This window comes from Salinicoccus kekensis (assembly GCF_900220995.1).
Lineage (GTDB): Bacteria > Bacillota > Bacilli > Staphylococcales > Salinicoccaceae > Lacicoccus > Lacicoccus kekensis.
On the sequence record NZ_OBQF01000001.1, the window covers coordinates 133,837 to 157,469 of the forward strand.

Sequence of the window (23,633 nt, forward strand, 5' to 3'; positions counted from 1 at the left end):
GCGGGAGAATTCATGTCAGAGAAAAAAGATCTCAGAATCAACAGTAAAGTTTACACAGAAAGCAACGTCAAGGCACCGAACCGTGCGATGCTCAGGGCGGTCGGCTTCACCGACGAGAAATTCCAGATGCCGCAGATCGGCGTGGCAAGCAACTGGGCGGAAACGACGCCGTGCAACATCCACCTGAATGATCTGGCGCAGTTCGCAAAAGAGGGTGTCAGCACCTCAGGCGGTGTACCGATCCAGTTCAATACAATCACTGTCGCGGACGGCATCGCAATGGGCACGCAGGGTATGCGTTTTTCACTGCCTTCAAGGGACATCATCGCGGATTCGATCGAAACGATGGTCGGCGGACAGAACCTTGATGCACTTGTCGCGATCGGCGGCTGTGATAAAAACATGCCGGGCTGTGCCATCGCAATGGCAAACCTCAACGTCCCTGCCGTATTCGTCTACGGCGGAACGATCGCACCGGGCAGACATGACGGCGAGGACATCGACCTCGTCAGTGTCTTCGAAGGTGTCGGCAAATGGAACAACGGGGAGATCGATGATGAGGAATTGAAGGCAATCGAATGCAACGGCTGTCCGGGACCGGGCGGCTGCGGCGGCATGTACACGGCAAACACCATGGCTGCAGCCCTGGAAGCTATGGGCATGAGCCTGCCGGGATCATCTTCGAACCCTGCTGCGTCCAAAGACAAGGAGCAGGATGTATATGAAGCGGGCAAAGCCGTTTTGAACCTCCTTGAAAAAGACATATATCCAAAAGACATCCTGACGAAAGAAGCGTTTGAAAATGCGATCACGGTCGTATACGCCCTCGGCGGTTCCACGAACGCAATCCTTCATCTGCTTGCCATCGCACATGCGGCTGAAGTGGAACTGAGCATCGATGACTTCAACGTCATGCAGGAAAAAGTGCCGCATCTGGCGGATCTGAAGCCGAGCGGCAAGTATGTCTTCCAGGATCTTTACAATGTCGGCGGTGTGCAGGGCGTAATGAAGTATCTGTATGAAAACGACCTGATCCACGGCGACTGTCTGACGGTGACCGGCAAGACGATTGCTGAAAACCTCGAAGAAGTTGAACCACTGAAAGAAGGACAGGATGTCATCCTGCCGCTCGAGAAGCCGAAGCGTGCGGATGGTCCTCTGATCGTGCTTAAAGGGAACCTTGCACCATTAGGCGCAGTCGCGAAAGTATCGGGTGTCAAGGTGCGCCGTCATGAAGGTCCTGCCAAAGTGTTCGACACGGAGCAGGAGGCGATTGATGCAGTGATGGCCAATGAAATCGAAAAGGGCGATGTCGTCATCGTGCGTTATGTCGGACCGAAAGGCGGCCCGGGCATGCCCGAGATGCTGTCGTTGTCCAGCCTGATTTCAGGAAAAGGTCTCGGCGAAGACGTCGCACTGCTCACGGACGGCAGATTCTCAGGCGGCACACGCGGCCTCGTCGTCGGCCATATTGCGCCTGAAGCGCAGGAAGGCGGCCCGGTTGCACTCGTCAAGACAGGCGACCTTGTGACGATCGACCAGGATATGAAGAATATCACGATGAATGTCTCACCTGAAGAAATGAAGGCACGTGCGGACAAACTCGAACTGCCGCCGCTTTATAAGAAAGGCGTGCTCGGAAAGTATGCACATATCGTCTCCCACTCCTCACTCGGTGCGGTGACGGATTTCCTGAACAGGGATGACATCAACCAAAGATGAACATGATCAAAAGACCCGGGCGATGTTAATCGTCCGGGTTTTTTATATGCTGTGTGTATATTTTTATTTCAAACCCTTATATATCCATGAAAAAACTTTAAAAAACTTTAAAAAACCGAACAATGCATCACATCAAGGTTGTAATCGTTTTCAAATACAAAAGATTTAGACAATTTAAAAAAAACTTTGTGAAAAGGTTGATTTTTACGCGAAAAGGCTGTAATATAACTCTCAACATCATATCACAGAAATATCAGATTAATTCAAATCGAATAATCTACAAAGCTTTGAAGGGAATTTAAAGTTTGCCGTATTGATTTAAAGAGAATGGGACCCGGCTGAAAGCCCAGATCAATATAAACTTTATGCTCATCCCTGAGTGCTGTTCTGAAAGGTTCATACTTATTAGGATCAGCCGGGTGCGTCCCACCCGTTATTAACGGACTGCATGGTAAGTGATAAATTAAATGGAATGACCGCCATAAAATTAACTCCTTATTAACATTTACCCCTCTTATCATGCAGTCCATAAGGCCGGTACCGTGAGGTGCCGGCAAAAATGGGTGGTACCGTGAGTGAGCTCTTTTCTCCCCATTGTTACTTTGTAGCAGTGGGTGGAAAAGAGTTTTTTATTTTAGTAAAAGTGATTGAATGAAATGAGGAGGTCTTATCAATGAAGACAGAACTGGCAATAAAAGAGGCGCAGTTGAATAGCAGAGTTGAAGAGGATTTTATGACAGGTGCCGATGTCTTGATTGAGGCGTTGGATAATCAAAATGTGGATACAGTATTCGGCTATCCTGGGGGTGCTGTACTGCCCATTTATGATGCACTCCACAAGAGCGATGCATCATTCAATCACATTTTATGCAGACATGAACAAGGTTTGATACACGCAGCTGAAGGATATGCGCGGACCACCGGGAAACCGGGCGTCGTGATTGCGACGAGCGGACCGGGTGCGACAAACCTGATCACGGGCATCACGGATGCGATGATGGATTCACTTCCAATCGTCATATTCACAGGACAGGTGTCCACAGCCGTCATCGGTACTGATGCGTTCCAGGAGGCGGACCTCATCGGTCTGACCACGCCGATCACAAAGTACAATTACCAGGTGACGGATGTCAAAGATCTACCAAGGATCGTAAGGGAAGCATTCCATATCGCCACTACAGGCAGACCAGGCCCGGTGGTGATCGATGTTCCAAAGAACATCTCACAGGAAATCGTCACGGAAACTTTTGAAACAGACTTTCATCTTCCGGGATATCAGCCGACGATCAACCCGAATCCGTTGCAGATCAAGCGTCTGATGGATGCGATGCGTACAGCGAAAAAACCGGTCATCCTATCGGGTGCAGGTGTGCAGTTCGCAAAAGCTTCCGAAGATCTGCTCGAGTTCGCTGAAAAGTACAGAATACCCGTCACTACGACACTGCTCGGCCTCGGAACATTCCCAGGCACGCACGAACAGTCCCTCGGGATGGCAGGCATGCATGGTTCATATGCAGCGAATATGGCGATATACGAAGCGGACCTCTTGATCAACATCGGCGCACGGTTCGACGACAGGCTGACGGGTGCGATACAGCACTTCGCACCAAATGCGAGAGTGGCCCATATCGACATCGACCCGGCCGAGATCGGCAAGAACATCGAAACACACATCCCTGTGGTTGGGGATGCCAAAGAAGCACTGAAACGCATGAACAAAACGGAAGTGGACTGCGAAGACCATTCCGAGTGGTATGAGCAAGTAATGGAAAATAAAAACGATGCACCATTCTGGTACGAACGCAGCGATGATTTGATATCACCTCAGTGGCTGATCGAACAAATATATGAAGAAACCGAAGGCCGGGCAATCGTCACGACGGATGTCGGCCAGCACCAGATGTGGGCGGCGCAGTTCTATAAATTCGACGCAGCCAACCGGTTCGTCACAAGCGGAGGCCTCGGCACAATGGGCTTCGGCCTGCCGGCAGCCATCGGCGCACAGCTCGGCAGCAGGGATGATACCGTGGTGGCGATCGTCGGTGACGGCGGATTCCAGATGACGATGCAGGAAATGCAGACACTGAAGCATTACAACCTGCCGGTCAAAGTGGTCATCGTCAACAACGAGGCGCTTGGCATGGTCAGGCAGTGGCAGGAGAAGTTCTATGAAGAACGCTATTCCGAGTCACTCCTCGACAACAACCCGGACTTCGTGAAACTTGGAGAAGCTTTCGGTGCAGAAACTTTCCAGGTGACAGAAGAAAGCAAAGTCAGGGAAACATTGAAGAAAGCATTCGAGCATGACGGCCCTGCCCTGATCGATGCGCGCATCGTCAAACTGGACCTTGTATTCCCGATGGTGGCACCGGGCAAGGGGAACCATGAAATGATAGGAGTGAAACCATGCGAAGAATAATTACGGCAACGGTCCAGAACTCCAGCGGGGTTCTGAACCGTGTGACCGGGCTACTGTCAAGACGCGGCTTCAATATTGAAAGTATCACAGTAGGCGGGACGGAACAGGAGGGCATCTCCAAGATCACTTTCGTGGTGGAGGTCGAAGAAGAGCGCAAAGTGGAGCAGCTGACGAAGCAGCTTCATAAGCAGATCGACGTCCTGAAAGTGAACGACATCACCCACCACAACAAAGTGGCCAGGGAGTTATGCCTCATCAAAGTGGTGGCGACACCGCAGAGCCGTTCCGAAATAAGCGGCATCGTGGAGCCCTTCCGTGCAAGGATACTCGATATTTCAAAGAATTCCCTGATTGTGGAAGTGACCGGCAAGCCGGATAAGGTGGAGGCGCTCATTGACCTCCTCACACCTTACGGCATCAAGGAACTTTCACGCACAGGCATCACAGCATTCACCAGAGGCACACAGAGCAAACAAATTTCAGATTACCAAACATTAATAGTATAAATTCACAGGAATGAAAGGGAGAAAATTATTATGACTAAAGTATTTTATGACAAAGATCTTGACCAAGCAGTATTGAACGGAAAAAAAATCGCCATCATTGGTTACGGTTCGCAGGGCCACGCCCACGCACAGAACTTGAGAGAATCAGGCTATGAAGTCATCATCGGTCTAAGAAAAGGTAAATCCTTTGATAAGGCACAAGAGGACGGCTTCGAAGTCAAAGCGGTAGCGGACGCAGTTAAAGATGCGGATGTCACGATGATTTTACTTCCCGACGAACATCAGGCGAAAGTCTACAATGAAAGCATAAAAGATAACATGAAGCCGAACAGTGCACTCGCTTTCGCACATGGTTTCAACATCCACTTCAGCCAGATCGTACCGAGGGAAGACGTCGATGTATTCCTCGTTGCACCGAAAGGACCGGGGCACCTTGTACGCAGGACTTACCAGGAAGAAGCGGGCGTTCCGGCACTGTACGGAATCTATCAGGATGTTACAGGAAATGCGACACAGGTGGCGATGGCTTATGCAGGCGGCATCGGTGCAGGCAGGGCAGGCATCCTGCAGACATCGTTCCAGGAAGAGACTGAAACCGACCTGTTCGGTGAGCAGGCAGTATTATGCGGCGGCATGACTTCACTCGTGAAGGCAGGGTTCGAAACGCTGACAGATGCAGGCTACCAGCCTGAAGTGGCATACTTCGAATGTCTGCACGAATTGAAACTGATCGTCGACCTGATGTATGAAGGCGGCCTTGAAAACATGCGCTACTCGATTTCCGATACAGCGCAGTGGGGTGACTTCGTCAGCGGACCGAGGGTGGTCAACGACGACACTAAAGCGCGCATGAAGGAAATCCTGACTGAAATCCAGGACGGAAGCTTCGCAAAAGACTGGGTGCTTGAAAACCAGGCGGGCCGTCCAAGATACAATGCGATCAATAACCAGGAGTACAACCACCCGATCACACAGGTCGGCAAGGACCTTAGGGAATTAATGCCGTTCGTAGGGGAAGCAGTGAACAAATAATAGTAAGGAAGGATGATTGGCAATGGCTGATATTCAAATTTTTGATACTACACTGAGGGATGGTGAACAATCGCCCGGGGTGAATCTGAATAAGAGTGAAAAACTGGAGATTGCCAAACAGCTCGAGCGCCTCGGTGTGGATATTATTGAAGCGGGTTTCCCTGCAGCTTCCGAAGGTGACTTCGAAGCGGTGAAGCTGATTGCCGAGACTGTTAAGAATGCATCGGTGACGGCGCTTGCACGGACCCATAAAAAAGATATCGACCGGGCATACGAAGCTTTGAAGAACACTGAAAGACCGAGGATCCATATCTTTTTGGCGACTTCACCCATCCATATGGAATATAAACTGAAGATGACTGAAGAAGAAGTCTTGAAGAAATCCGTCGAGATGGTGAAATATGCCAAGGAGAGGTTCCCGGAAGTGGAATTTTCAGCTGAGGATGCGACGCGTTCCGATATAGATTTCCTGTGCAGGCTGATCGAGCAGGTGATCGATGCCGGTGCCACGGTGATCAACCTCCCGGATACAGTCGGCTTCACCACGCCCCATGAATACGGCCGGATGTTCAAAACGATCAGCGAGAGAGTGCCGAACATCAAAAATGTCAATCTATCCTGCCACTGCCATGACGACCTCGGCATGGCGGTCGCGAACTCCATGGCCGCCGTCGAAAACGGCGCAACCCAGGTTGAATGCGCAGTGAACGGCATCGGCGAACGTGCAGGAAACGCTGCACTTGAAGAAATCGCCGTCGCCCTTGAAATCCGGAAAGACTTCTATCCTTACCAGACATCACTCGTGCTGAAGGAAATCAAACGTACAAGCGACATCGTCAGCAAGCTGACGGGCATGTACATCCAGGCGAACAAAGCGGTGATCGGACGGAATGCCTACGCGCATGAATCCGGCATCCATCAGGACGGCGTGCTGAAAAATGCCGAAACCTATGAAATCATCACACCTGAACTCGTCGGTGTGTCCGAGAACACCCTGTTCCTCGGAAAACACTCCGGCCGTCACGCATTCAAGGACAAAGTGGCGGAGTTCAAACTCGAACTGAGTGAGGATGACATAACGGCAGCATTCAAGCGGTTCAAACTTCTGACGGACCAGAAGAAAGAAGTCACTGAAGATGACATATACACGATATTAATGGAAATAAAAACCGAGGACACAGATATTCCTATGTACAAGATGGAGAACTTCCAGGTGAATTACGGGCCAGAAAACGGCACCGAAAGTGAAGTTTCACTCCGTACGCCGGCAGGCGAGACCGTCTCCAACACGACGACGGGGAGCGGCAGCGTCGATGCACTTTACGGCACGATAAAGAGCCTGATCGATATGGAACTGAACCTGATCGATTATCAGCTGAATTCCGTCGGACGCGGCAAAGATGCGCTTGCTGAAGCACATGTACAGCTGAAAGTGGACGGCCAGGTGATGAACGGGCGCGGCACTGCACAGGACGTGATCGAGGCTTCTGCAAATGCCTACATCAACGCAGTGAACCGTTACCTGATCAAGAACACAGAGGAAAAATCAGTCTCGGTCAGCAGATGACCAAAAGGAGTGCCATCCATGAAAAAACATATACTGACCCTTCCGGGTGACGGCGTCGGCCCTGAAATAATGACTGGTGCCAAAGCGGTCCTTGAAAAGATCGCCGAAGATTTCAATCATGAATTCACATTTGAAGAGGGCCTCATCGGGGGCGCCGCATATGATGCAGCCGGCACACCCCTCGATGACGAAACACTCGAGCGGGCAAAGAACGCAGATGCGGTCCTGCTCGGTGCAGTCGGCGGTCCCAAATGGGATACGATTGATAAAACTTTGAGGCCGGAACAGGGACTCCTGAAAATCCGCAAGGAACTCGGGCTGTTCGCTAACTTAAGACCCATCAAAGTCTTCGATAAGCTGATACCCGCTTCACCACTGAAGGAAACCATCGTCGGCGGTACGGATATTTTATTCGTCCGGGAACTGACGGGGGGACTGTACTTCGGGCGGCCGAGTGAACGGCGGGACGGCGGCAATTCCGTCGTCGACACCCTCGTATACACTAAAGAAGAGATAGAACGCATTGTCGAATACGGCTTCCAGGCGGCGAAGCTGCGCGGGGGCAGGCTCACTTCGGTGGACAAGGCAAACGTCCTTGAATCAAGCCGCATGTGGCGTGAAATCGTGGATGCCAAAAGTGCCGAGCACCCTGAAGTGAAAGTCGAGCACGCGCTCGTCGATTCCACGGCGATGAAGCTCATCACCAACCCGGCGCATTTCGATGTCGTCGTCACCGAAAACCTCTTCGGCGATATATTGAGTGATGAAGCATCGGTCATTACGGGATCGATCGGCCTCCTGCCATCGGCAAGCCTGAACGGTGAAGGCTTCGGGCTGTATGAGCCGGTGCACGGTTCGGCCCCGGATATTGCCGGGCAGAACATCGTGAATCCCCTGGCCATGATCTTATCCGCTGCGATGATGCTCAAATATTCATTCCATTTGAGTGAAGAGGCGGAAGCGGTCGAAGCTGCAGTGGACAATGCGCTGAAAGACGGCATCCATACATCGGACCTCGACTTTGAAGGCGGCCGTAAGGTCGGCACTGAAGAGATGGTGGAAGCCGTAATGAGTTACATTAAATAATAAGAATAAGAGAGTTGATTGAGGAATGGCTGAGAAAAAAACTATTATTGATAAAATCTGGGAAAAACATGTTGTTCATAGAGAAGAGGGACAGCCGGATTTAATATACATCGATCAGCATTTAGTTCACGAAGTCACTTCTCCTCAGGCATTTGAAGGTTTAAGGCTGACAGGCCGGAAAGTCCGGCGGCCGGACCTCACTTTTGCAACGATGGACCACAACGTACCGACGAAGGACCGTGAAAACGTCAAAGATGAAATTTCGGCGAAACAGATGGATGCGCTGAAGAAGAACTGTAAGGATTTCGGCGTGAAACTTGCCGATATGTTCCATCCGGATCAGGGCATCGTCCACGTCATCGGGCCGCAGCTTGGTCTGACGCAGCCGGGCAAGACGATCGTCTGCGGGGACAGCCACACTTCCACCCATGGTGCATTCGGTGCGCTTGCATTCGGCATCGGGACGAGTGAAGTGGAGCATGTTCTTGCCACACAGACTCTGTACGGCGACCGTCCGAAGACGATGAACGTCAAAGTCAACGGCCCGCTTGGTGCCGGAGTGACCGCAAAGGACCTGATCCTTGCGATCATCGGAAAATTCGGCGTGAAGTTCGGTACGGGTTATGTCGTGGAATACACGGGTGAAGCTGTACGTGATCTGACGATGGAAGGCCGCATGACGGTCTGCAACATGTCCATCGAAGGCGGTGCAAGGGCAGGCCTGATATCACCGGATCAGAAGACGGTGGATTTCCTCACCGGCCGCCGCTACGTTCCAAAAGACGAAGCGGAATTCAATGCACTGGCTGAGGAGTGGCTTGCGCTTGCAACGGATGAAGGTGCAGAGTATGATAAAACGATAGAAATCGATGCTACAGAAATCGAACCGCAGGTGTCATGGGGCACGAACCCGGGCATGGTCGTTCCGATCAGCGGCACGACACCATCACTTGAGTCCGTGGAGAACAAGGATGAAATCGGCCGTGCGCTGACCTATATGAACCTTGAAGAAAACCAGCCGATCACATCGATTGAGATCGACCATGTGTTCATCGGGTCATGTACGAACTCGAGGGTGCGTGACCTGCAGCGAGCAGCGGAAATCATCGACGGGAAGAAAGTCAAAGACGGCATCAAGGCGATCGTCGTACCCGGCTCATTCCTTGTGAAGATGGAAGCTGAGGAGCTTGGGCTCGATAAAGTGTTCAAATCTGCAGGCTTCGAATGGCGGGATGCAGGCTGCAGTGCCTGCCTCGGAATGAACGATGATGTCATACCGGCCGGCGGCCGCTGTGCATCAACTTCAAACCGTAACTTCGAAGGCCGCCAGGGCAACGGCGCCATGACGCATCTTGTAAGCCCTGAGATGGCTGCAGCTGCAGCGATTGAAGGCAGGTTCGTGGATGTCCGTGAATACGGTAAAGAACCGCAGATTTCTTAAAGGAGGATATCAATAATGGAAGCAATTGAAAAACACACCGGTACTGTTTATCCTCTCGATAGAGATAATGTGGATACCGACCAGATCATTCCAAAGCAGTTTTTGAAAAGGATCGAACGCACAGGCTTTGGTGAATATGTATTCCATAACTGGCGTTTTGATGACGATGGCAATCCGAGGGATAATTTCGACCTCGACAGCCCGAAATACGAAGGTGCGTCAATCCTGGTTGCAGGCGAGAACTTCGGCTGCGGATCTTCCAGGGAGCATGCGCCGTGGGCACTGCTTGATTTCGGTTTCAAAGTCATCATTGCACCAAGCTTCGCCGACATCTTCTACAGCAATGCTTTCAAAAATGGCATCATCGTCATTGAAGCTGAAGAAGAGAAAGTGAAGGAATGGCAGGAAAAAGCCCGAAGTGGAGACTTCATGCTGGCAGTCGACCTCGTCGAACAGACGGTGACTTCTGACAGCGGAGTATATAAATTTGACATCCCGTCATACCATAAAGAAAAACTCATCAACGGATGGGATGACATTTCACTGACATTGCAGCTTGAAGACAAAATCAAACAATATGAGGAGAGTGGTGGTCGCATGGGGATTTCTTAACCGGTGGATTAGTTCAGGATGCCTGGAGGCATCTTGAATCAACAATCCACAATACGCCTTTAGTCACATCGAATACTACGGACTTACGTACAGACAGAGAAGTTTATTTCAAAATGGAAAATCAACAGAAGACGGGCGCGTTCAAATTCAGGGGCGCAAGTTATAAGTTGATGAAACTATCTGCTTCAGAGTTGTCAAAAGGAGTGCTGACGGCTTCAGCCGGAAACCACGCACAGGGCGTGGCGCTTGCTGCCGCGAAACTCGGTGCCGAAGCCACAATATTCATGGCGGAGTCTACTCCGACCAATAAAGTGGAGGCGACGAGGGGATACGGCGCGAATGTCATTTTGACCGGGGAAAGTTTCCAGGAGGCGTATGACGCATCGCTTGAGCACCAGAAAAAGACCGGTGCGACTTACGTCCATCCTTTTGATGACTATGACATTATGGCAGGTCAAGGGACGATAGCATTTGAAATGCTGGCTCAACAGCCGGATCTCGATACACTGATTGTTCCGATCGGCGGCGGTGGCCTGATCAGCGGCATAGCAGTCGCTGCAAAAACGATCAACCCATGCATACGGGTGATCGGTGTACAGGCCGAAAGGGCGCCATCAACTTTCAAAGCCTACCACGATGGATTGGTTGAACGATTGAAAAGCGTTACGACCATCGCAGAAGGAATAGCAGTCAAAGAGCCAGGTCAGTTGACATTGCCTATAATCAATAAGTATGTAGACGATGTAATTTGCGTATCGGAGCCGGAAATCGCTGATGCGATGATCTATTTCCTTGAAAGAAGCAAAACTTTGGTGGAAGGCGCAGGTGCAGCAGCACTTGCCTGCCTGCTCAACCATCATGACACGATCGATTCTAAAAAAACAGGCATTGTCGTCAGCGGCGGCAATATCGACATCTCAAGAATGCCGGACATACAGAGTCTGGCAAAAGAACTCCGTGTTGAAGCGGGCCTGGATAACCGTGAGCTCGTGAAGAATCGGCATTGAAAACAAAGTTAAAGCTAATGGCGCGTCCGGGAGACCGGGCGCGTCTTTTTGGTTTGTGGAGGTGTGAGGGGGAGATGGCTGTTTAGTTAGCTAAGGAAGTCGGCCTGAATGAGCAGATGTGCATGGAATCTGCTTATTCAACTCAAAAAATAGACTTGAATGAGCAGATATGAAGAGAATCTGCTTACTCGGCTCTGAAAATCGGCTTGAATGAGCAGGAACGAGAAGAATCTGCTCACTCGTATCAAAAAATGGAGCTGAATGAGCAGATATGAAGAGAATCTGCTTACTCGGCTCTGAAAATCGGCTTGAATGAGCAGGGACGAGAAGAATCTGCTTACTCGCATCAAAAAATGGAACTGAATGAACAGGCATGAAGAGGATCTGCTTACTCAGCCCAATAAACAAGCTCGAATAAGCAGGCAGAAATAAAAACTGCTCATCCGTTTATGAAAATCATAACGAATGAGCAGCTATTTTAAATAATACCTCAGTAGTCAATCAAATTTTTTTGTCTATAACGCCTTATTGTTGCACTGCTGCAAGTATGACCGCTGTATTCAGCTAACTTGCTTGATGATAATTGCCAGGATGAATTGAGTGTGCGTAATTCTTCAACTAACTGCTTTAATACTTCAACTGTAGTGTAGTCATGTGAGCAGGATTTACACATGAATTTTCCACGATGCACCCGCTGCAGGGGCACGTGCTCACAATCCGGGCAGAACACTCCGCCGGCGAGTTCTTCGAAGGTGACGTTTGCATCTGCATCATAGGCGGATTTGACCACACGCCTTGAATCGAGCATTTCAATGAAGCGGGGGTAATCATACTGGTTTGGCTGCAGCACATACTTCAGCCGCTTCATCATGTTGGTGCGGACGTATATGTTCTGATGGTTCGGCAGACTGTAGATTGTCTGTTCCGGATGGATGAAGACGATGTTATTGGTCATATTGAAGTGCATATTGAATTCACGCATCATTTCTGCCAGGACATTCCGGTGGTTGTCGACCTGGTTCAGCGGGTTGACGATTTCCTTACCGCCGACAAACCGCCATGACCGGTCCGCCGTGTATTCGATATCGTACTGGTAGTTCTTTATTTCGAATGTATATAATTGGTCGCCGGCGATGATGATGTTATCGATCTGGACTTCAGACGGACCGGCGGCGGTTTTCCTGTCATCCGCGGCAGCATCAAGCCTGAACCTGTAATCCTTGAGGTGTACAATCGGCACCCCGAGTGCCTCCACAATTCCATCAAACTGCAGTTCCCCGGTGTAGCCCAGCTGGTATCTCAGGAGGTCTTTCCTGTCCCGGGCACTCAATACGGTGCGTCTGTTCAAAATCTCAAGCTGGACATGCTTCAGGCTTTTCTTCCTCATCAATAGAATTTGACGAGGTCGGTCATCACTTTTTCCAGATCATCGACGAAGACTTCATCAGATTCGAGTTCCGCATCCCCCGGACGGTAGACTTTGCCGACGAGGAATTCACCTTTCTTCACATCACGGAGGCGGACCAGTCCGGCCTCCAATTCTTCATCCGAGATCTCGGACAATTGAGGTTTTTCAGGTTTCATATGATCGAGTGAGATGGAATAGTGCTGCGGCAGTTCCCGGAACATATCGGATTCACGGAGCCACTTTTCCGCCATGTTCTTTTTATCAGGCGATTCGTAAATCACGCCGTACATGCAGAATGCATGATCCCCCCACAGGCCGATCTGGAAGTGCGGCATCATCTTATAGCCGCGCTTATTGGCCGAGAAGGCGACCCATGTGTCATCGGGCGGGTTCACTTTGCGGCGGGCATGCATCGCGACATGCGCAAACTGCTCCTCCCCCGTCAGATCCGTCAGGAACCCGGAAAAATGGTCGCCGAGGTTATATAATTTCACGCGTGGATTTGCCTTCAGTGCCTCCATGCGGGGCGCGAGGCCGTCGATCTTGAATATGTCGAAATCTTTTTGAGTAAACCTGTATTTTGTCATGTATATTTTCCCTTCTAAAATTATCACTATTAATATGATAAAATAATAAAAGAACCCAATCAAACTTTTGAGGTGTATTTATGGAAATCTATAGATTTGCACAGGAGATCATTCTGGATGCCGGGGAATTCATACGGAACCGGATGATTGAAGACTTTAATATCGACAGCAAATTGAATGCCAATGACCTTGTCACTGACGTCGATAAAGAAACCGAACAGTTCCTGTTTGATAAAATTGAAGAAAGGTATCCGCAGCACAGGATCCTCGGTGAAGAGGGCGCCGGCGCCGATATCGAAGATGCGGACGGTGTCCTATGGATCATCGATCCGATCGACGGCACGTTGAATTTCGTGCACCAGCTTGAAAACTTCGCCGTCTCCATCGGCATCTACATCGACGGCAAGCCATACGCAGGCCTCATACTCGATGTCATGAAGAACGACCTCTACCACGCAGCCTTCGAGCAGGGTGCCTATAAGAATGACGAGGTGCTGCATGATATAGAGGAGTCGAGCCTCAAATCCTCGCTCATCTCGACGAATGCCAACTGGCTCGTGCGGGAGGGGATCAACGCCCCGTTCATCCAGGTGGTCAAAGATGCCCGCAGTGTACGCTCACTCGGCTCGGCAGCACTTGAATTCGTCAACGTTGTGCGGGGGACGAGCAGTGCGGCCCTGTTCTTCAGGCTCCATCCATGGGACTTCGCAGGCGGCATCATATTACTGAATGAAGTGGGCGGCATCACGACGACGCTGCTCGGCGACGAGGTCAGGCTGCTCAAGACGAACAGCATCCTTGCTGCAAATAAAACGATCCATGGTGAGCTCACGGAATACTTCAGGGATGATGATTCATTCATCAAAAATCATAAGGCATTCCATAAACTTTAATCCGGGCCACTCCCGAATTTATATTTGCGGGCGGAAACCTTCCTGAAGAGCGCCCCGGTCAGCCTGGTGTAGGCATAGTTGTTCAGCTCGAACCCCATGTGCATAAATAGGTCACGCCGGCTGTAGACGGCACCGGGCATGACCTGCTCCAGGCAGAAGAAGTAATCTTCCGCCAGATGCAGCATGTTGTCGATGGACAGGCAGACATTGCACTGCAGGAGGTTGCTGTTGAATATCGTGAAATCATGCGAGCGGCACTTGAGGCACCTTATGCCGGGCCTGAATAGAGACAAGTCGAATACAGGACGGCCCCTTTGGAATAAGTCAACTGGGGAGCGGGGTGTCTTTATTTTTCAGTACGGCGGACTGTTCCACGGCCTTCAGGTAGTAGGGCAGGTTCAGCTTCGATAAAAACAGGTCGGACTTCCGGGTCTTCAGCACGAAATTATCATTCATCATCACATACTTCACGATGATCGGGCGCTGGAACTCGCCTTCATCGATGAGCCGGGCTTTGAACATCTGGTACAGTTTTTCGCTGCGGTTCAGATCGAGCACTGCAGCGTGCGCATCATTGCACAGGATGTTGAAGGTGTTGATGTAATGGCCGCCGGCGAGGTCGTGGAGGATGAATATGTAGTAGCAGTAATCCGTGACCATCAGCACGTGGACGAACTCGTATTCACCATCCACGTACACTTCCGAATGCCAGTACACATCGATGTTCGCAGTCTTTATTTCGTCCAGGTACAGTTCGAACTCTTCTTCGAGTTTCTCGGAGCGGCGGAGGGCCCGGTATTCCTTCGTCTCATCTTCGGAAAACGGCAGGCGGTTGTAGAGGAATTCATAGATCTTCAGTTTTTCATTTTTCTTACGCATCTGTTGCACCCCTTTATAAAGTATTGCTTCAATTGTGCATAAGAAGGGAATTGTCGTCAAAGTGCAACAATTTGATTTTTGGCATGAAAAAAGAACAGAAACCCGGTTTCTGTTCAGCGGAAATTCAAATTCTGTTTGTGGAATGATGCAGAAAAACGAAATCTGTAGTTTTTATAACCAGCCGTTTTCACGGTATTTTTTCTTCAGTGTAAAACCGACCCCGAAGATGCCGATGAAGATCAGCACCGTGAGGGCTGCGAACACCCACATCGCTTCCGCCGCGAAGACCGAAAAGGCGACCATCATCAAAACGGCCAGAAAAGCGAGCAGTAAAAATATAGATTTAGATTTGGGTTTGTCCATGATCCGGAACTCCTTACGTGTCATTGTATCCTAACAGTATAGCATATTTACCACTTTATCAACAGATTACATTTTATATGAATTAAAGGGCAACTGTGATATAATGATACAGTTAAAGATCAATTCTAACAATGAAGGGAAAGTCTTGATGAAATTAAGAGAAGATATCCGCAATATCGCAATCATCGCCCATGTCGATCATGGGAAGACCACATTAGTCGACCAATTACTGAAACAGTCCGGCATGTTCCGCGAAAATGAGCATGTGGAAGAACGTGCGATGGACTCGAATGATATAGAGAGAGAACGCGGTATCACGATTCTTGCCAAAAATACCGCGATTGATTATAAGGGCACACGAATAAACATCCTGGATACGCCGGGCCACGCCGATTTCGGCGGTGAAGTCGAACGGATCATGAAGATGGTGGACGGTGTCATCCTCGTCGTGGATGCATATGAAGGGACGATGCCGCAGACGCGCTTCGTGCTGAAAAAGGCGCTTGAGCAGAATCTGAAGCCGCTCGTCGTCGTGAATAAGATTGATAAAGAAGCGGCTCGTCCTGAAGAAGTCGTGGACGAAGTGCTCGAACTCTTCATCGAGCTGGATGCAAATGACGAACAGCTTGAATTCCCTGTTGCCTATGCGTCGGCGATGAACGGGACGGCAAGTGAGGACCCGGATGAGCAGGATGAAGATATGCAGTCCATCTACAAAATGATCGTCGATTATGTTCCGGCACCTGTCGATAACAGCGATGATCCGCTCCAGTTCCAGGTGGCTCTGCTGGATTACAACGACTACGTCGGCCGTATCGGCGTTGGACGTGTGTTCCGCGGGGAGATGCGTGTCGGTCAGCAGGTATCACTGATCAAGATCGACGGCAGCGTGAAGAATTTCCGTGTGACCAAAATATTCGGTTTCTTCGGGCTGAACCGGCTGGAGATCGACCATGCGAAAGCAGGCGACCTCATCGCGGTCAGCGGCATGGAGGACATCAACGTCGGGGAGACGGTGACACCTGTCGACCATCAGGATCCTATGCCGGTCTTAAGGATCGACGAGCCGACGCTCCAGATGACGTTCTCGGTCAACAACTCACCGTTTGCAGGACGCGACGGCAAGTTCGTCACTGCACGCAAAATTGAAGAGCGCCTCGAACAGCAGCTGGAGACGGATGTATCCCTGAAGGTCGAACCGACCGACCAGCCGGATGCGTGGGTCGTTTCAGGACGCGGCGAGCTGCACTTGTCCATCCTGATCGAGAACATGCGGCGTGAAGGTTTCGAGCTGCAGGTATCAAAACCGATCGTCATCGAAAGGGAAATCGACGGCGTCAAATGTGAACCGTTCGAACGTGTGCAGATCGATGTACCGGAAAGCGATACGGGCAGCATCATCGAATCCCTCGGCCAGCGTAAGGGCGAGATGCTCGATATGTCGAACACGGGCAACGGCCAGACCCGCCTGGTGTTCCTCGTGCCTGCAAGGGGCCTCATCGGCTACAGGACCGAATTCATGTCCATGACGAGCGGCTACGGCATTTTGAACCATACATTCGAAGAGTACCGTCCGGCAATCAAAGGGCGCATCGGCGGCAGAAGGAACGGTGTACTCGTCTCGATGGATAAAGGCACTGCCTCCACCTATGCGATACTCCAGCTTTCGGACCGCGGCACGAACTTCATGGAGCCCGGCACCGATGTGTATGAAGGCATGGTCGTCGGCGAGAACTCCCGCGATAACGACCTGACGGTGAACATCACCAAAGTGAAGGCGGCTAACAACATCCGTTCCGCAACGAAGGAACAGACGGAGACGATGAAGAAACCGCGTGTCATGACACTTGAGGAAGCACTTGAGTTCATCAATGAGGATGAGCTTGTGGAAGTGACGCCCGACAATGTCAGATTGAGAAAGAGGATCCTCGATAAGAGCGCGAGGGAACGCGCCCAGAAGAAAGAAAAGATAAGACTTGAATCGGAGTGAATATAATTGTTTCTCCCAGCTGTACTGTCCAATGCTTCAGTCAATGTCAATGAGCGCCTGACTTTTTTCGGCCGCCTGTACGGCCTCGATACGAATCCTGAGCTCGGGATGTGGCTTTTGTTCATCACCATCTTCATACTCTCCATCATCGTTTATGTTCTGGGCTTCGCCCGGAAGATCAAACTGTGGCAGAATATAGTGATCTATATCGTGATGTTCATAGGGTGCTTGATTTTGACGTTCTTCGGTGCATTCCTGCCTGTGGCGGAAAGCCTGATCGTTGCTGCGATCGTGCTCGGCCTTTACCGCTTCAGGCTCCACCGGGAGCGTAAGGCGGGCAATATACCGCCGAAACAAAAAGGAGTCAGATGAAAAAGAACGCCGGAGTGAGGTAGTATCTCACTCCGGCGTGTCTTTTATTTTATGGAGATTGCCGTCACATGCTTCAGGCGCGTCTTAAGTTGATTGTCTTCAATGACGACAAGATCGATCATATTGTCATCATACAGCCTTTTGCCTTCCTCACTGAACTGTGCGAAGTGTTTTCCGCGTTCATTGTAGGGCAGTATCGTCGTACCTTCATCGTGTGTATATGTAATCATCGCATCGTCCCCGCGCTCGGGTTCCGTATACTCAAGAAAAGGCTCGAGGCCGATGATGAATGTCTCTTCGAGCAGCTGGCTGTTCTTATACTTCTTCTCCGATTTGAGTGTCGGCGGTTTTGAGGTGCCTTCGATGATCTGGCGGTTCCACTCCGTATTGTCGTCGAAGGATATGGCCTCATCCTCCTTCGGTGCGGTCAGTGCCTCGTCCAAAGTCAATTTGCGGTCATCGAAAATCCATGTTGAAGGGTCTAGTGTAATCTGGAATTTGATATCTCCCTGAATTTGTATAATCATAACATCGCTCCTTATGACCTCAATTATATCAAAGTCCGCTTTTATATTATACGCCTTTGGTGAATTTACAGCCTTTGGTTTCCTTGCAATTTTACCTTTCGTGATATAAAATTTTCATTATAGCAAGAAGAGGGGGTAAGTGAGTCCATGAATGAAGAATTGCGTCATCAGGCATATGCACAGCTCGAAGCGGATGCAGATCGTATAGTACAGCTGATCAAGGTGCAGATGGACAATTTGACGATGCCCCAATGCCCTGTCTATGAGGAAGTATTAGATACACAAATGTACGGACTTTCCAAGGAAGTGAATTTTGCTGTACGTCTTGGGTTGGTGGATGCAGAAGATGGACGGGAGCTCTTGGAGAAACTGGAAATCGAAGTCTCAAAAGTCCATGATCTATATATGCAAGAGGAAAAACTTGAGTCTAAAGAAATTTAATCTTTAGACTTTTTTTAAATGAGGGGACTAATGTGCAATACATAAAAGATTTTTTCAATTACGTCAAAGTATATTCCAAGTATGTGGACTTCATGATCATCATCATATATGTCCTTTTGAGTTTGCTCGGCCTTGTAATGATCTACAGTTCCAGTATGGTGATGGCAGCGAATAATCCGAATTTCTCTTCTCCCGGCCACTTTTATATTAGGCAGGGCCTCTTCATCATCCTTGGATTCCTGATCGTTTTCTTCATGAGCTATTTCATGTCCGGTGAAATACTGAAAAATAAAAAAGTCCAGCTGACGGCGCTCATCATCATCATGGTGCTGCTGCTCTATACGCTGTTCTTTGGAGATATCGTCAACGGCCAGAGGAACAGGATACAGATCGGGTCGCTCAGCCTGCAGGCTTCCGAGTTCTTCAAAGTGCTCGTCATCATCTACATGGCCTATATATACGACAGGAAGCTGTCATCCAGGGTGATGGCGCCCATCGACTACATCTATCCCATGATCTTCATCGGCGCATGTTCCGCCCTGGTCCTGCTGACGGACTTCGGCACATGGATGATCGTCGCCGGCATCATCATCGGTATGTTCATCTACTCCGGGGTACCCTTGAAATTCATCTTTAAGACGGGCCTTGTGATCACCGTGGCATTCGGGGTCCTGATGGGCATCGCCTACCTGTTCAGTGGCCAGATTCTATCTGATTACCAGATCGCAAGGATAGAGACGTTCATCAATCCTTTCAGCGATCCGATGGGGGCGGGCTATCAGCTGACCAACTCCCTGATTGCGATCTCCCACGGTGGAATATTCGGCAACGGCCTCGGTAACGGCGTGATGAAGCTCGGCTATCTGCCCGAGCCGCACACCGATTTCATCTTTGCGGTCGTCGCGGAGGAACTGGGCCTTATCGGAGTGTTCTTTGTCATCATCCTGTTCATCATCCTGGTCCTCAAGGCTTTGAGGTATGCTTCTGTATCGAAGGACAAGTTTTACAGCATGATCTGCATGGGGGTCGCACTTTACATCTCGATCCAGCTTTTCATCAACATCGGCGGAATCTCCAAGATCATCCCGCTTACGGGAGTGCCGCTGCCGCTGCTCAGCTACGGCGGATCTTCATTCCTCGCGGTATCGATTGCGGTGGGGCTGCTCATCATTGCGGCGAAGCATGTAAAGAAAGAAAAAGAAGGATTTAATAGCCGGTAATTTAAAAATTACCGGTTTTTCGTATAAAAAATAGTGTGAATTTTAGAACATTTGCTATATAATGAATTCATTATGCTTTGTGGGAGGATTTTGTTTATGAGAAAAATACATAAGTTACTCGTTGCGAACAGGGGTGAAATTGCGATCCGGATCTTCAGGGCCGCAACCGAGCTTGGCATCACCACCGTCGCAATTTACAGCAATGAGGACAAAGGTGCCCTGCACCGTTATAAAGCGGACGAAGCGTACCTGGTGGATCCGAACTTATCACCGACCGAAAGTTACCTCAATATAGAAGCCATCATCAAAGTGGCCAAGGATGCCGGCGTGGATGCGATCCATCCGGGCTACGGCTTCCTGAGTGAGAATAAAGAATTCGCGACCCGCTGTGCAGAAGAGGGCATCATCTTCATAGGGCCTGAAGTCCGCCATCTCGAAATGTTCGGGGATAAAGTCCGGGCACGTGAAACGGCGATCCAGACGGGTCTGCCGATCATTCCGGGCAGTGAAGGGGCGGTCAGAGACTTCAGCGAAGTCGAGGCATTCATCGAAGAACACGGCTTCCCGATCATCATCAAGGCCATTTCAGGCGGCGGCGGCAAAGGGATGCGCGTCGTCAATGAAGATGATAATCTGAGGGACAGCTATGACCGTGCCAAAAGTGAAGCATCGAAATCATTCGGCAACGCCGAAGTATATCTTGAAAAATACATCGATGAGCCGAAGCACATCGAAGTGCAGATCATCGGGGACACGCACGGCAACATCGTCCATCTGTATGAGAGGGACTGTTCCGTCCAACGGCGCCATCAGAAGCTCGTTGAAGTGGCGCCGTCCGTCGGGCTGACAGATGAACTTCGTGAAGATATCTGCAACGCGGCGAAAAGCATGTCCGAGCAGATCGGCTACGTCAATGCAGGTACAGTCGAATTCCTGGTTGCTGACGGTGAGTATTATTTCATTGAAGTGAATCCGCGTGTCCAGGTGGAGCATACGATCACGGAGATGGTCACCGGTGTGGACATCGTCAAAACGCAGATCCTCGTTGCAGACGGTGCGGAACTTTTCGGTGAAGATGTCGGCATGCCGAAGCAGGAAGATATCCCGCTGATGGGATATGCGGTGCAGTGCCGGATCACGACGGAAGATCCATTGAACGATTTCATGCCGGATACGGGTGAAATCATGGCTTACCGTTCAAGCGGCGGCTTCGGTGTGAGGCTGGATGCAGGCGACGGTTTCCAGGGTGCGGAGATCTCACCTTATTACGATTCACTGCTTGTGAAGCTCTCCACGCATGGCCTCACATACAAAGATGCCAATGAAAAGATGGCACGGAGCTTAAAGGAAATGCGTATCCGCGGCATCAAGACGAACCTTCAGTTCCTTCTGAACGTCGTCGAGGACAAGGATTTCCTTAAAGGTGACTATTCGACGAAATTCATCGATACGACGCCTTCATTATTTGTGTTTGAAAAGCCGAAGGACCGGGGTACGAAGACGCTCAACTACATTTCGACGATCACGGTCAACGGTTTCCCTGGCGTCGAGAAGAAGGAGAAACCTCATTTCGATCCGCCGAGGATCCCGACGCATACGCCTGAAATCATCGACGGCACGAAACAGATACTCGATGAGCGCGGTCCGGAAGGCCTCAGCAAGTGGCTGAAGGAGCAGGAAGAGACGCTCATCACGGATACGACGATGCGTGATGCGCACCAGTCACTCCTCACCACACGGATCAGGACTTACGATATGAAGAAGATCGCACCGTACACGGCAGAAGGCCTGCACAATGCCTTCAGCCTTGAGATGTGGGGCGGGGCGACATTTGATGTCGCATACAACTTCCTGAAGGAAGACCCGTGGGCGCGCCTTGAGACGCTGAGGAAGGATATTCCGAACGTACTCTTCCAGATGCTCCTCCGTGCATCGAATGCGGTCGGATATAAAAACTACCCGGACAACCTGGTCGATAAGTTCGTCCAGGAAAGTGCAGAGCGGGGCATCGATGTATTCAGAATCTTCGACTCGCTGAACTGGCTGGAAGCGATGAAGCCTGCAATCGAGTCCGTACTGAAGACGGGCAAAGTTGCCGAAGGTGCGATCTGCTACACCGGCGATATACTGGATCCGGAACGCTCGAACGTCTATACGCTGGATTACTATAAGGACATGGCCAAAGCACTCGAAGCTGAAGGCGTCCATATACTCGCCATCAAGGATATGGCCGGACTCCTGAAGCCGCAGGCTGCCTATGAACTGATCGGGGAGCTTAAGGAGACCGTCGATCTGCCGATCCATCTGCATATGCACGATACGAGCGGAAACGGCGTCATGACTTACGCAAAAGCGATTGAAGCGGGCGTGGATGTCGTCGACACGGCACTCGGGGCGCTCTCGGGCCTCACATCCCAGCCGAGCGCAAACAGCCTCTCCTACGCACTGAACGGCACGGACAGGAACATCCGTGCAGACATCGACAGCCTGGAGACTTTAAGCCAGTACTGGGAAGATGTGCGCAAGTACTATGTTGATTTCGAAAGTGACATCAAGAGCCCGAACACTGAAATCTATGAGCATGAAATGCCGGGCGGCCAGTACTCCAACCTGCTTTCCCAGGCGAAATCGATGGGTCTCGGCGAGAGATACGGCGAAGTGAAGAAGATGTACCGCAAAGTGAATATGCTTTTCGGCGATATCGTCAAAGTGACGCCATCCTCCAAAGTCGTGGGTGATATGGCATTGTTCATGGTTCAGAACGACCTGGATGAAGCGTCTTTATTCGAGCGCGGAAACCATCTGGACTTCCCGGATTCCGTCGTCAGCTTCTTCAAAGGTGAAATCGGCATCCCGGCAACAGGCTTCAATGAAGAGCTTCAGAAGCTCGTCCTAAAAGGTGCAGAGCCTCTGACGGACCGTGCAGGTAAAATCCTCGAGCCGATCGATTTTGAAGCACTGAGGGAGGAAATTGCGGAGTTCCAGGAAAGTGAAGTCACAGACAAAGATGTCCTGAGCTATGCTTTATATCCTAAAGTGTATAAGGACTTCGTCGCGACGAACGAGGCCTTCGGCAATGTGGACAGGCTCGATACACCGACATTCCTGTTCGGCATGCGTAAAAACGAAGAGCTTGAAATCGTCATCGATAAAGGCAAGACACTGATCGTGAACCTTCTGTCGATCGGTCATGTCCACGACGACGGCTACCGCTGGATGTACTTCGAACTGAACGGTTTCCCGCGTAAAGTCAAGATCAAGGATGAAAGCGTCGAATCGAAGGTTGCGAGGCTGCAGAAGGCCGATCCTAAAGATATGGGGCATATCGGTGCGCAGATGCCTGGTACAGTGAGCCTTGTACCTTTCAAGGCCGGCGATGAATTCAACAAGGGGGACATCATCATCATCACGGAAGCGATGAAGATGGAAAACTCCGTCAAGGCTCCGTTTGCAGGCAGGGTGACGGATGTCTATGTTGAAGAGAGCGATAAAGTGGAATCCAATGATCTGATGATGAAAGTGGAAAAGACGGATTAGATTCATCAGTTTGAGCATCAGCCT

Annotated in this window: 21 protein-coding genes; 15 read left to right on the top strand and 6 right to left on the bottom strand. The window is 50.4% G+C overall.

The features are described from left to right. The first annotated feature begins 12 nt into the window (after nt 1-12). From ilvD to ilvA, 9 genes are all read left to right on the top strand, one after another. Nucleotides 13-1,722 (top strand): dihydroxy-acid dehydratase, encoded by a 1,710-nt coding sequence (gene ilvD, locus CRN96_RS00610; protein ID WP_097038094.1) that lies wholly within the window; start codon nt 13-15, stop codon nt 1,720-1,722. 673 nt (nt 1,723-2,395) lie between these two features. Beyond that, on the top strand, nt 2,396-4,141 hold the full coding sequence (gene ilvB / locus CRN96_RS00615) for a biosynthetic-type acetolactate synthase large subunit (RefSeq protein ID WP_097038095.1): 1,746 nt from the start codon (nt 2,396-2,398) through the stop codon (nt 4,139-4,141). Then, nucleotides 4,129-4,647, top strand: a complete 519-nt coding sequence (ilvN, locus tag CRN96_RS00620) for an acetolactate synthase small subunit (protein ID WP_097038098.1) — start codon at nt 4,129-4,131, stop codon at nt 4,645-4,647. The genes ilvB and ilvN overlap by 13 nt, the downstream gene beginning before the upstream one ends. Before the next feature lie 30 nt (nt 4,648-4,677). Then, entirely contained in the window at nt 4,678-5,679 is a 1,002-nt protein-coding gene (gene ilvC / locus CRN96_RS00625; RefSeq protein ID WP_097038099.1) for a ketol-acid reductoisomerase, read from the top strand. A gap of 22 nt (nt 5,680-5,701) precedes the next feature. Continuing rightward, a complete protein-coding gene (locus tag CRN96_RS00630) occupies nt 5,702-7,246 on the top strand; it encodes a 2-isopropylmalate synthase (RefSeq protein ID WP_097038101.1) in 1,545 nt (514 codons plus the stop codon). A gap of 18 nt (nt 7,247-7,264) precedes the next feature. Further along, nucleotides 7,265-8,332 carry a 3-isopropylmalate dehydrogenase gene (gene leuB / locus CRN96_RS00635; RefSeq protein ID WP_097038103.1) on the top strand — a complete coding sequence of 356 codons (1,068 nt, stop codon included), beginning with the start codon at nt 7,265-7,267 and terminating at the stop codon, nt 8,330-8,332. A 25-nt stretch (nt 8,333-8,357) separates the two neighbouring features. Further along, the gene (leuC, locus tag CRN96_RS00640) at nt 8,358-9,773 is read left to right on the top strand and encodes a 3-isopropylmalate dehydratase large subunit (protein WP_097038105.1); all 1,416 of its coding nucleotides are present in this window, start codon (nt 8,358-8,360) and stop codon (nt 9,771-9,773) included. A gap of 15 nt (nt 9,774-9,788) precedes the next feature. After that, a complete protein-coding gene (leuD, locus tag CRN96_RS00645) occupies nt 9,789-10,385 on the top strand; it encodes a 3-isopropylmalate dehydratase small subunit (RefSeq protein WP_097038107.1) in 597 nt (198 codons plus the stop codon). Nucleotides 10,386-10,429: 44 nt separating this feature from the next. After that, on the top strand, nt 10,430-11,392 hold the full coding sequence (ilvA, locus tag CRN96_RS00650) for a threonine ammonia-lyase (protein WP_097038108.1): 963 nt from the start codon (nt 10,430-10,432) through the stop codon (nt 11,390-11,392). Nucleotides 11,393-11,882: 490 nt separating this feature from the next. Here ilvA and CRN96_RS00655 read toward each other — a convergent pair whose 3' ends face one another. Together CRN96_RS00655 and CRN96_RS00660 are read right to left on the bottom strand one after the other, a co-directional pair. Further along, nucleotides 11,883-12,779, bottom strand: coding sequence for a nuclease-related domain-containing protein (locus CRN96_RS00655; RefSeq protein WP_097038110.1), 897 nt, complete (start codon nt 12,777-12,779; stop codon nt 11,883-11,885). After that, a complete protein-coding gene (locus CRN96_RS00660) occupies nt 12,779-13,387 on the bottom strand; it encodes a YktB family protein (RefSeq protein ID WP_097038112.1) in 609 nt (202 codons plus the stop codon). The genes CRN96_RS00655 and CRN96_RS00660 overlap by 1 nt, the downstream gene beginning before the upstream one ends. Before the next feature lie 80 nt (nt 13,388-13,467). Here CRN96_RS00660 and CRN96_RS00665 point away from each other — a divergent pair, with 80 nt between their 5' ends. After that, nucleotides 13,468-14,280 (top strand): inositol monophosphatase family protein, encoded by an 813-nt coding sequence (locus tag CRN96_RS00665; RefSeq protein ID WP_097038114.1) that lies wholly within the window; start codon nt 13,468-13,470, stop codon nt 14,278-14,280. Here CRN96_RS00665 and CRN96_RS00670 read toward each other — a convergent pair. From CRN96_RS00670 to CRN96_RS00680, 3 genes are all read right to left on the bottom strand, one after another. Continuing rightward, entirely contained in the window at nt 14,277-14,573 is a 297-nt protein-coding gene (locus tag CRN96_RS00670; RefSeq protein WP_097038116.1) for a hypothetical protein, read from the bottom strand. The two genes, CRN96_RS00665 and CRN96_RS00670, sit on opposite strands and share 4 nt — an antisense overlap. A 31-nt stretch (nt 14,574-14,604) precedes the next feature. Further along, complete coding sequence (locus CRN96_RS00675) at nt 14,605-15,159, bottom strand: hypothetical protein (protein ID WP_097038118.1); 555 nt, start codon at nt 15,157-15,159, stop codon at nt 14,605-14,607. A gap of 171 nt (nt 15,160-15,330) precedes the next feature. Further along, a complete protein-coding gene (locus CRN96_RS00680; RefSeq protein WP_097038120.1) occupies nt 15,331-15,522 on the bottom strand; it encodes a DUF5325 family protein in 192 nt (63 codons plus the stop codon). A gap of 145 nt (nt 15,523-15,667) precedes the next feature. Here CRN96_RS00680 and typA point away from each other — a divergent pair, with 145 nt between their 5' ends. Then, entirely contained in the window at nt 15,668-17,512 is a 1,845-nt protein-coding gene (typA, locus tag CRN96_RS00685) for a translational GTPase TypA (protein WP_097039617.1), read from the top strand. 6 nt (nt 17,513-17,518) lie between these two features. Next, nucleotides 17,519-17,884 (top strand): YlaH-like family protein, encoded by a 366-nt coding sequence (locus CRN96_RS00690; protein ID WP_245844504.1) that lies wholly within the window; start codon nt 17,519-17,521, stop codon nt 17,882-17,884. A 44-nt stretch (nt 17,885-17,928) separates the two neighbouring features. Here the strand turns inward: CRN96_RS00690 and CRN96_RS00695 are convergent, their stop codons facing one another. Next, a complete protein-coding gene (locus CRN96_RS00695; protein WP_097038122.1) occupies nt 17,929-18,411 on the bottom strand; it encodes a hypothetical protein in 483 nt (160 codons plus the stop codon). Between the two features lie 147 nt (nt 18,412-18,558). Here CRN96_RS00695 and CRN96_RS00700 point away from each other — a divergent pair, with 147 nt between their 5' ends. The 3 genes from CRN96_RS00700 (at nt 18,559) to CRN96_RS00710 (ending at nt 23,609) form a co-directional block, all read left to right on the top strand. After that, nucleotides 18,559-18,852, top strand: a complete 294-nt coding sequence (locus CRN96_RS00700) for an Fpa/YlaN family protein (RefSeq protein WP_097038124.1) — start codon at nt 18,559-18,561, stop codon at nt 18,850-18,852. A 32-nt stretch (nt 18,853-18,884) separates the two neighbouring features. Further along, nucleotides 18,885-20,072: an FtsW/RodA/SpoVE family cell cycle protein gene (locus tag CRN96_RS00705; protein WP_097038127.1), complete on the top strand. Its 1,188-nt coding sequence runs from the start codon at nt 18,885-18,887 to the stop codon at nt 20,070-20,072. Between the two features lie 96 nt (nt 20,073-20,168). Next, nucleotides 20,169-23,609, top strand: a complete 3,441-nt coding sequence (locus CRN96_RS00710) for a pyruvate carboxylase (protein WP_097038128.1) — start codon at nt 20,169-20,171, stop codon at nt 23,607-23,609. Nucleotides 23,610-23,633: the final 24 nt, after the last annotated feature.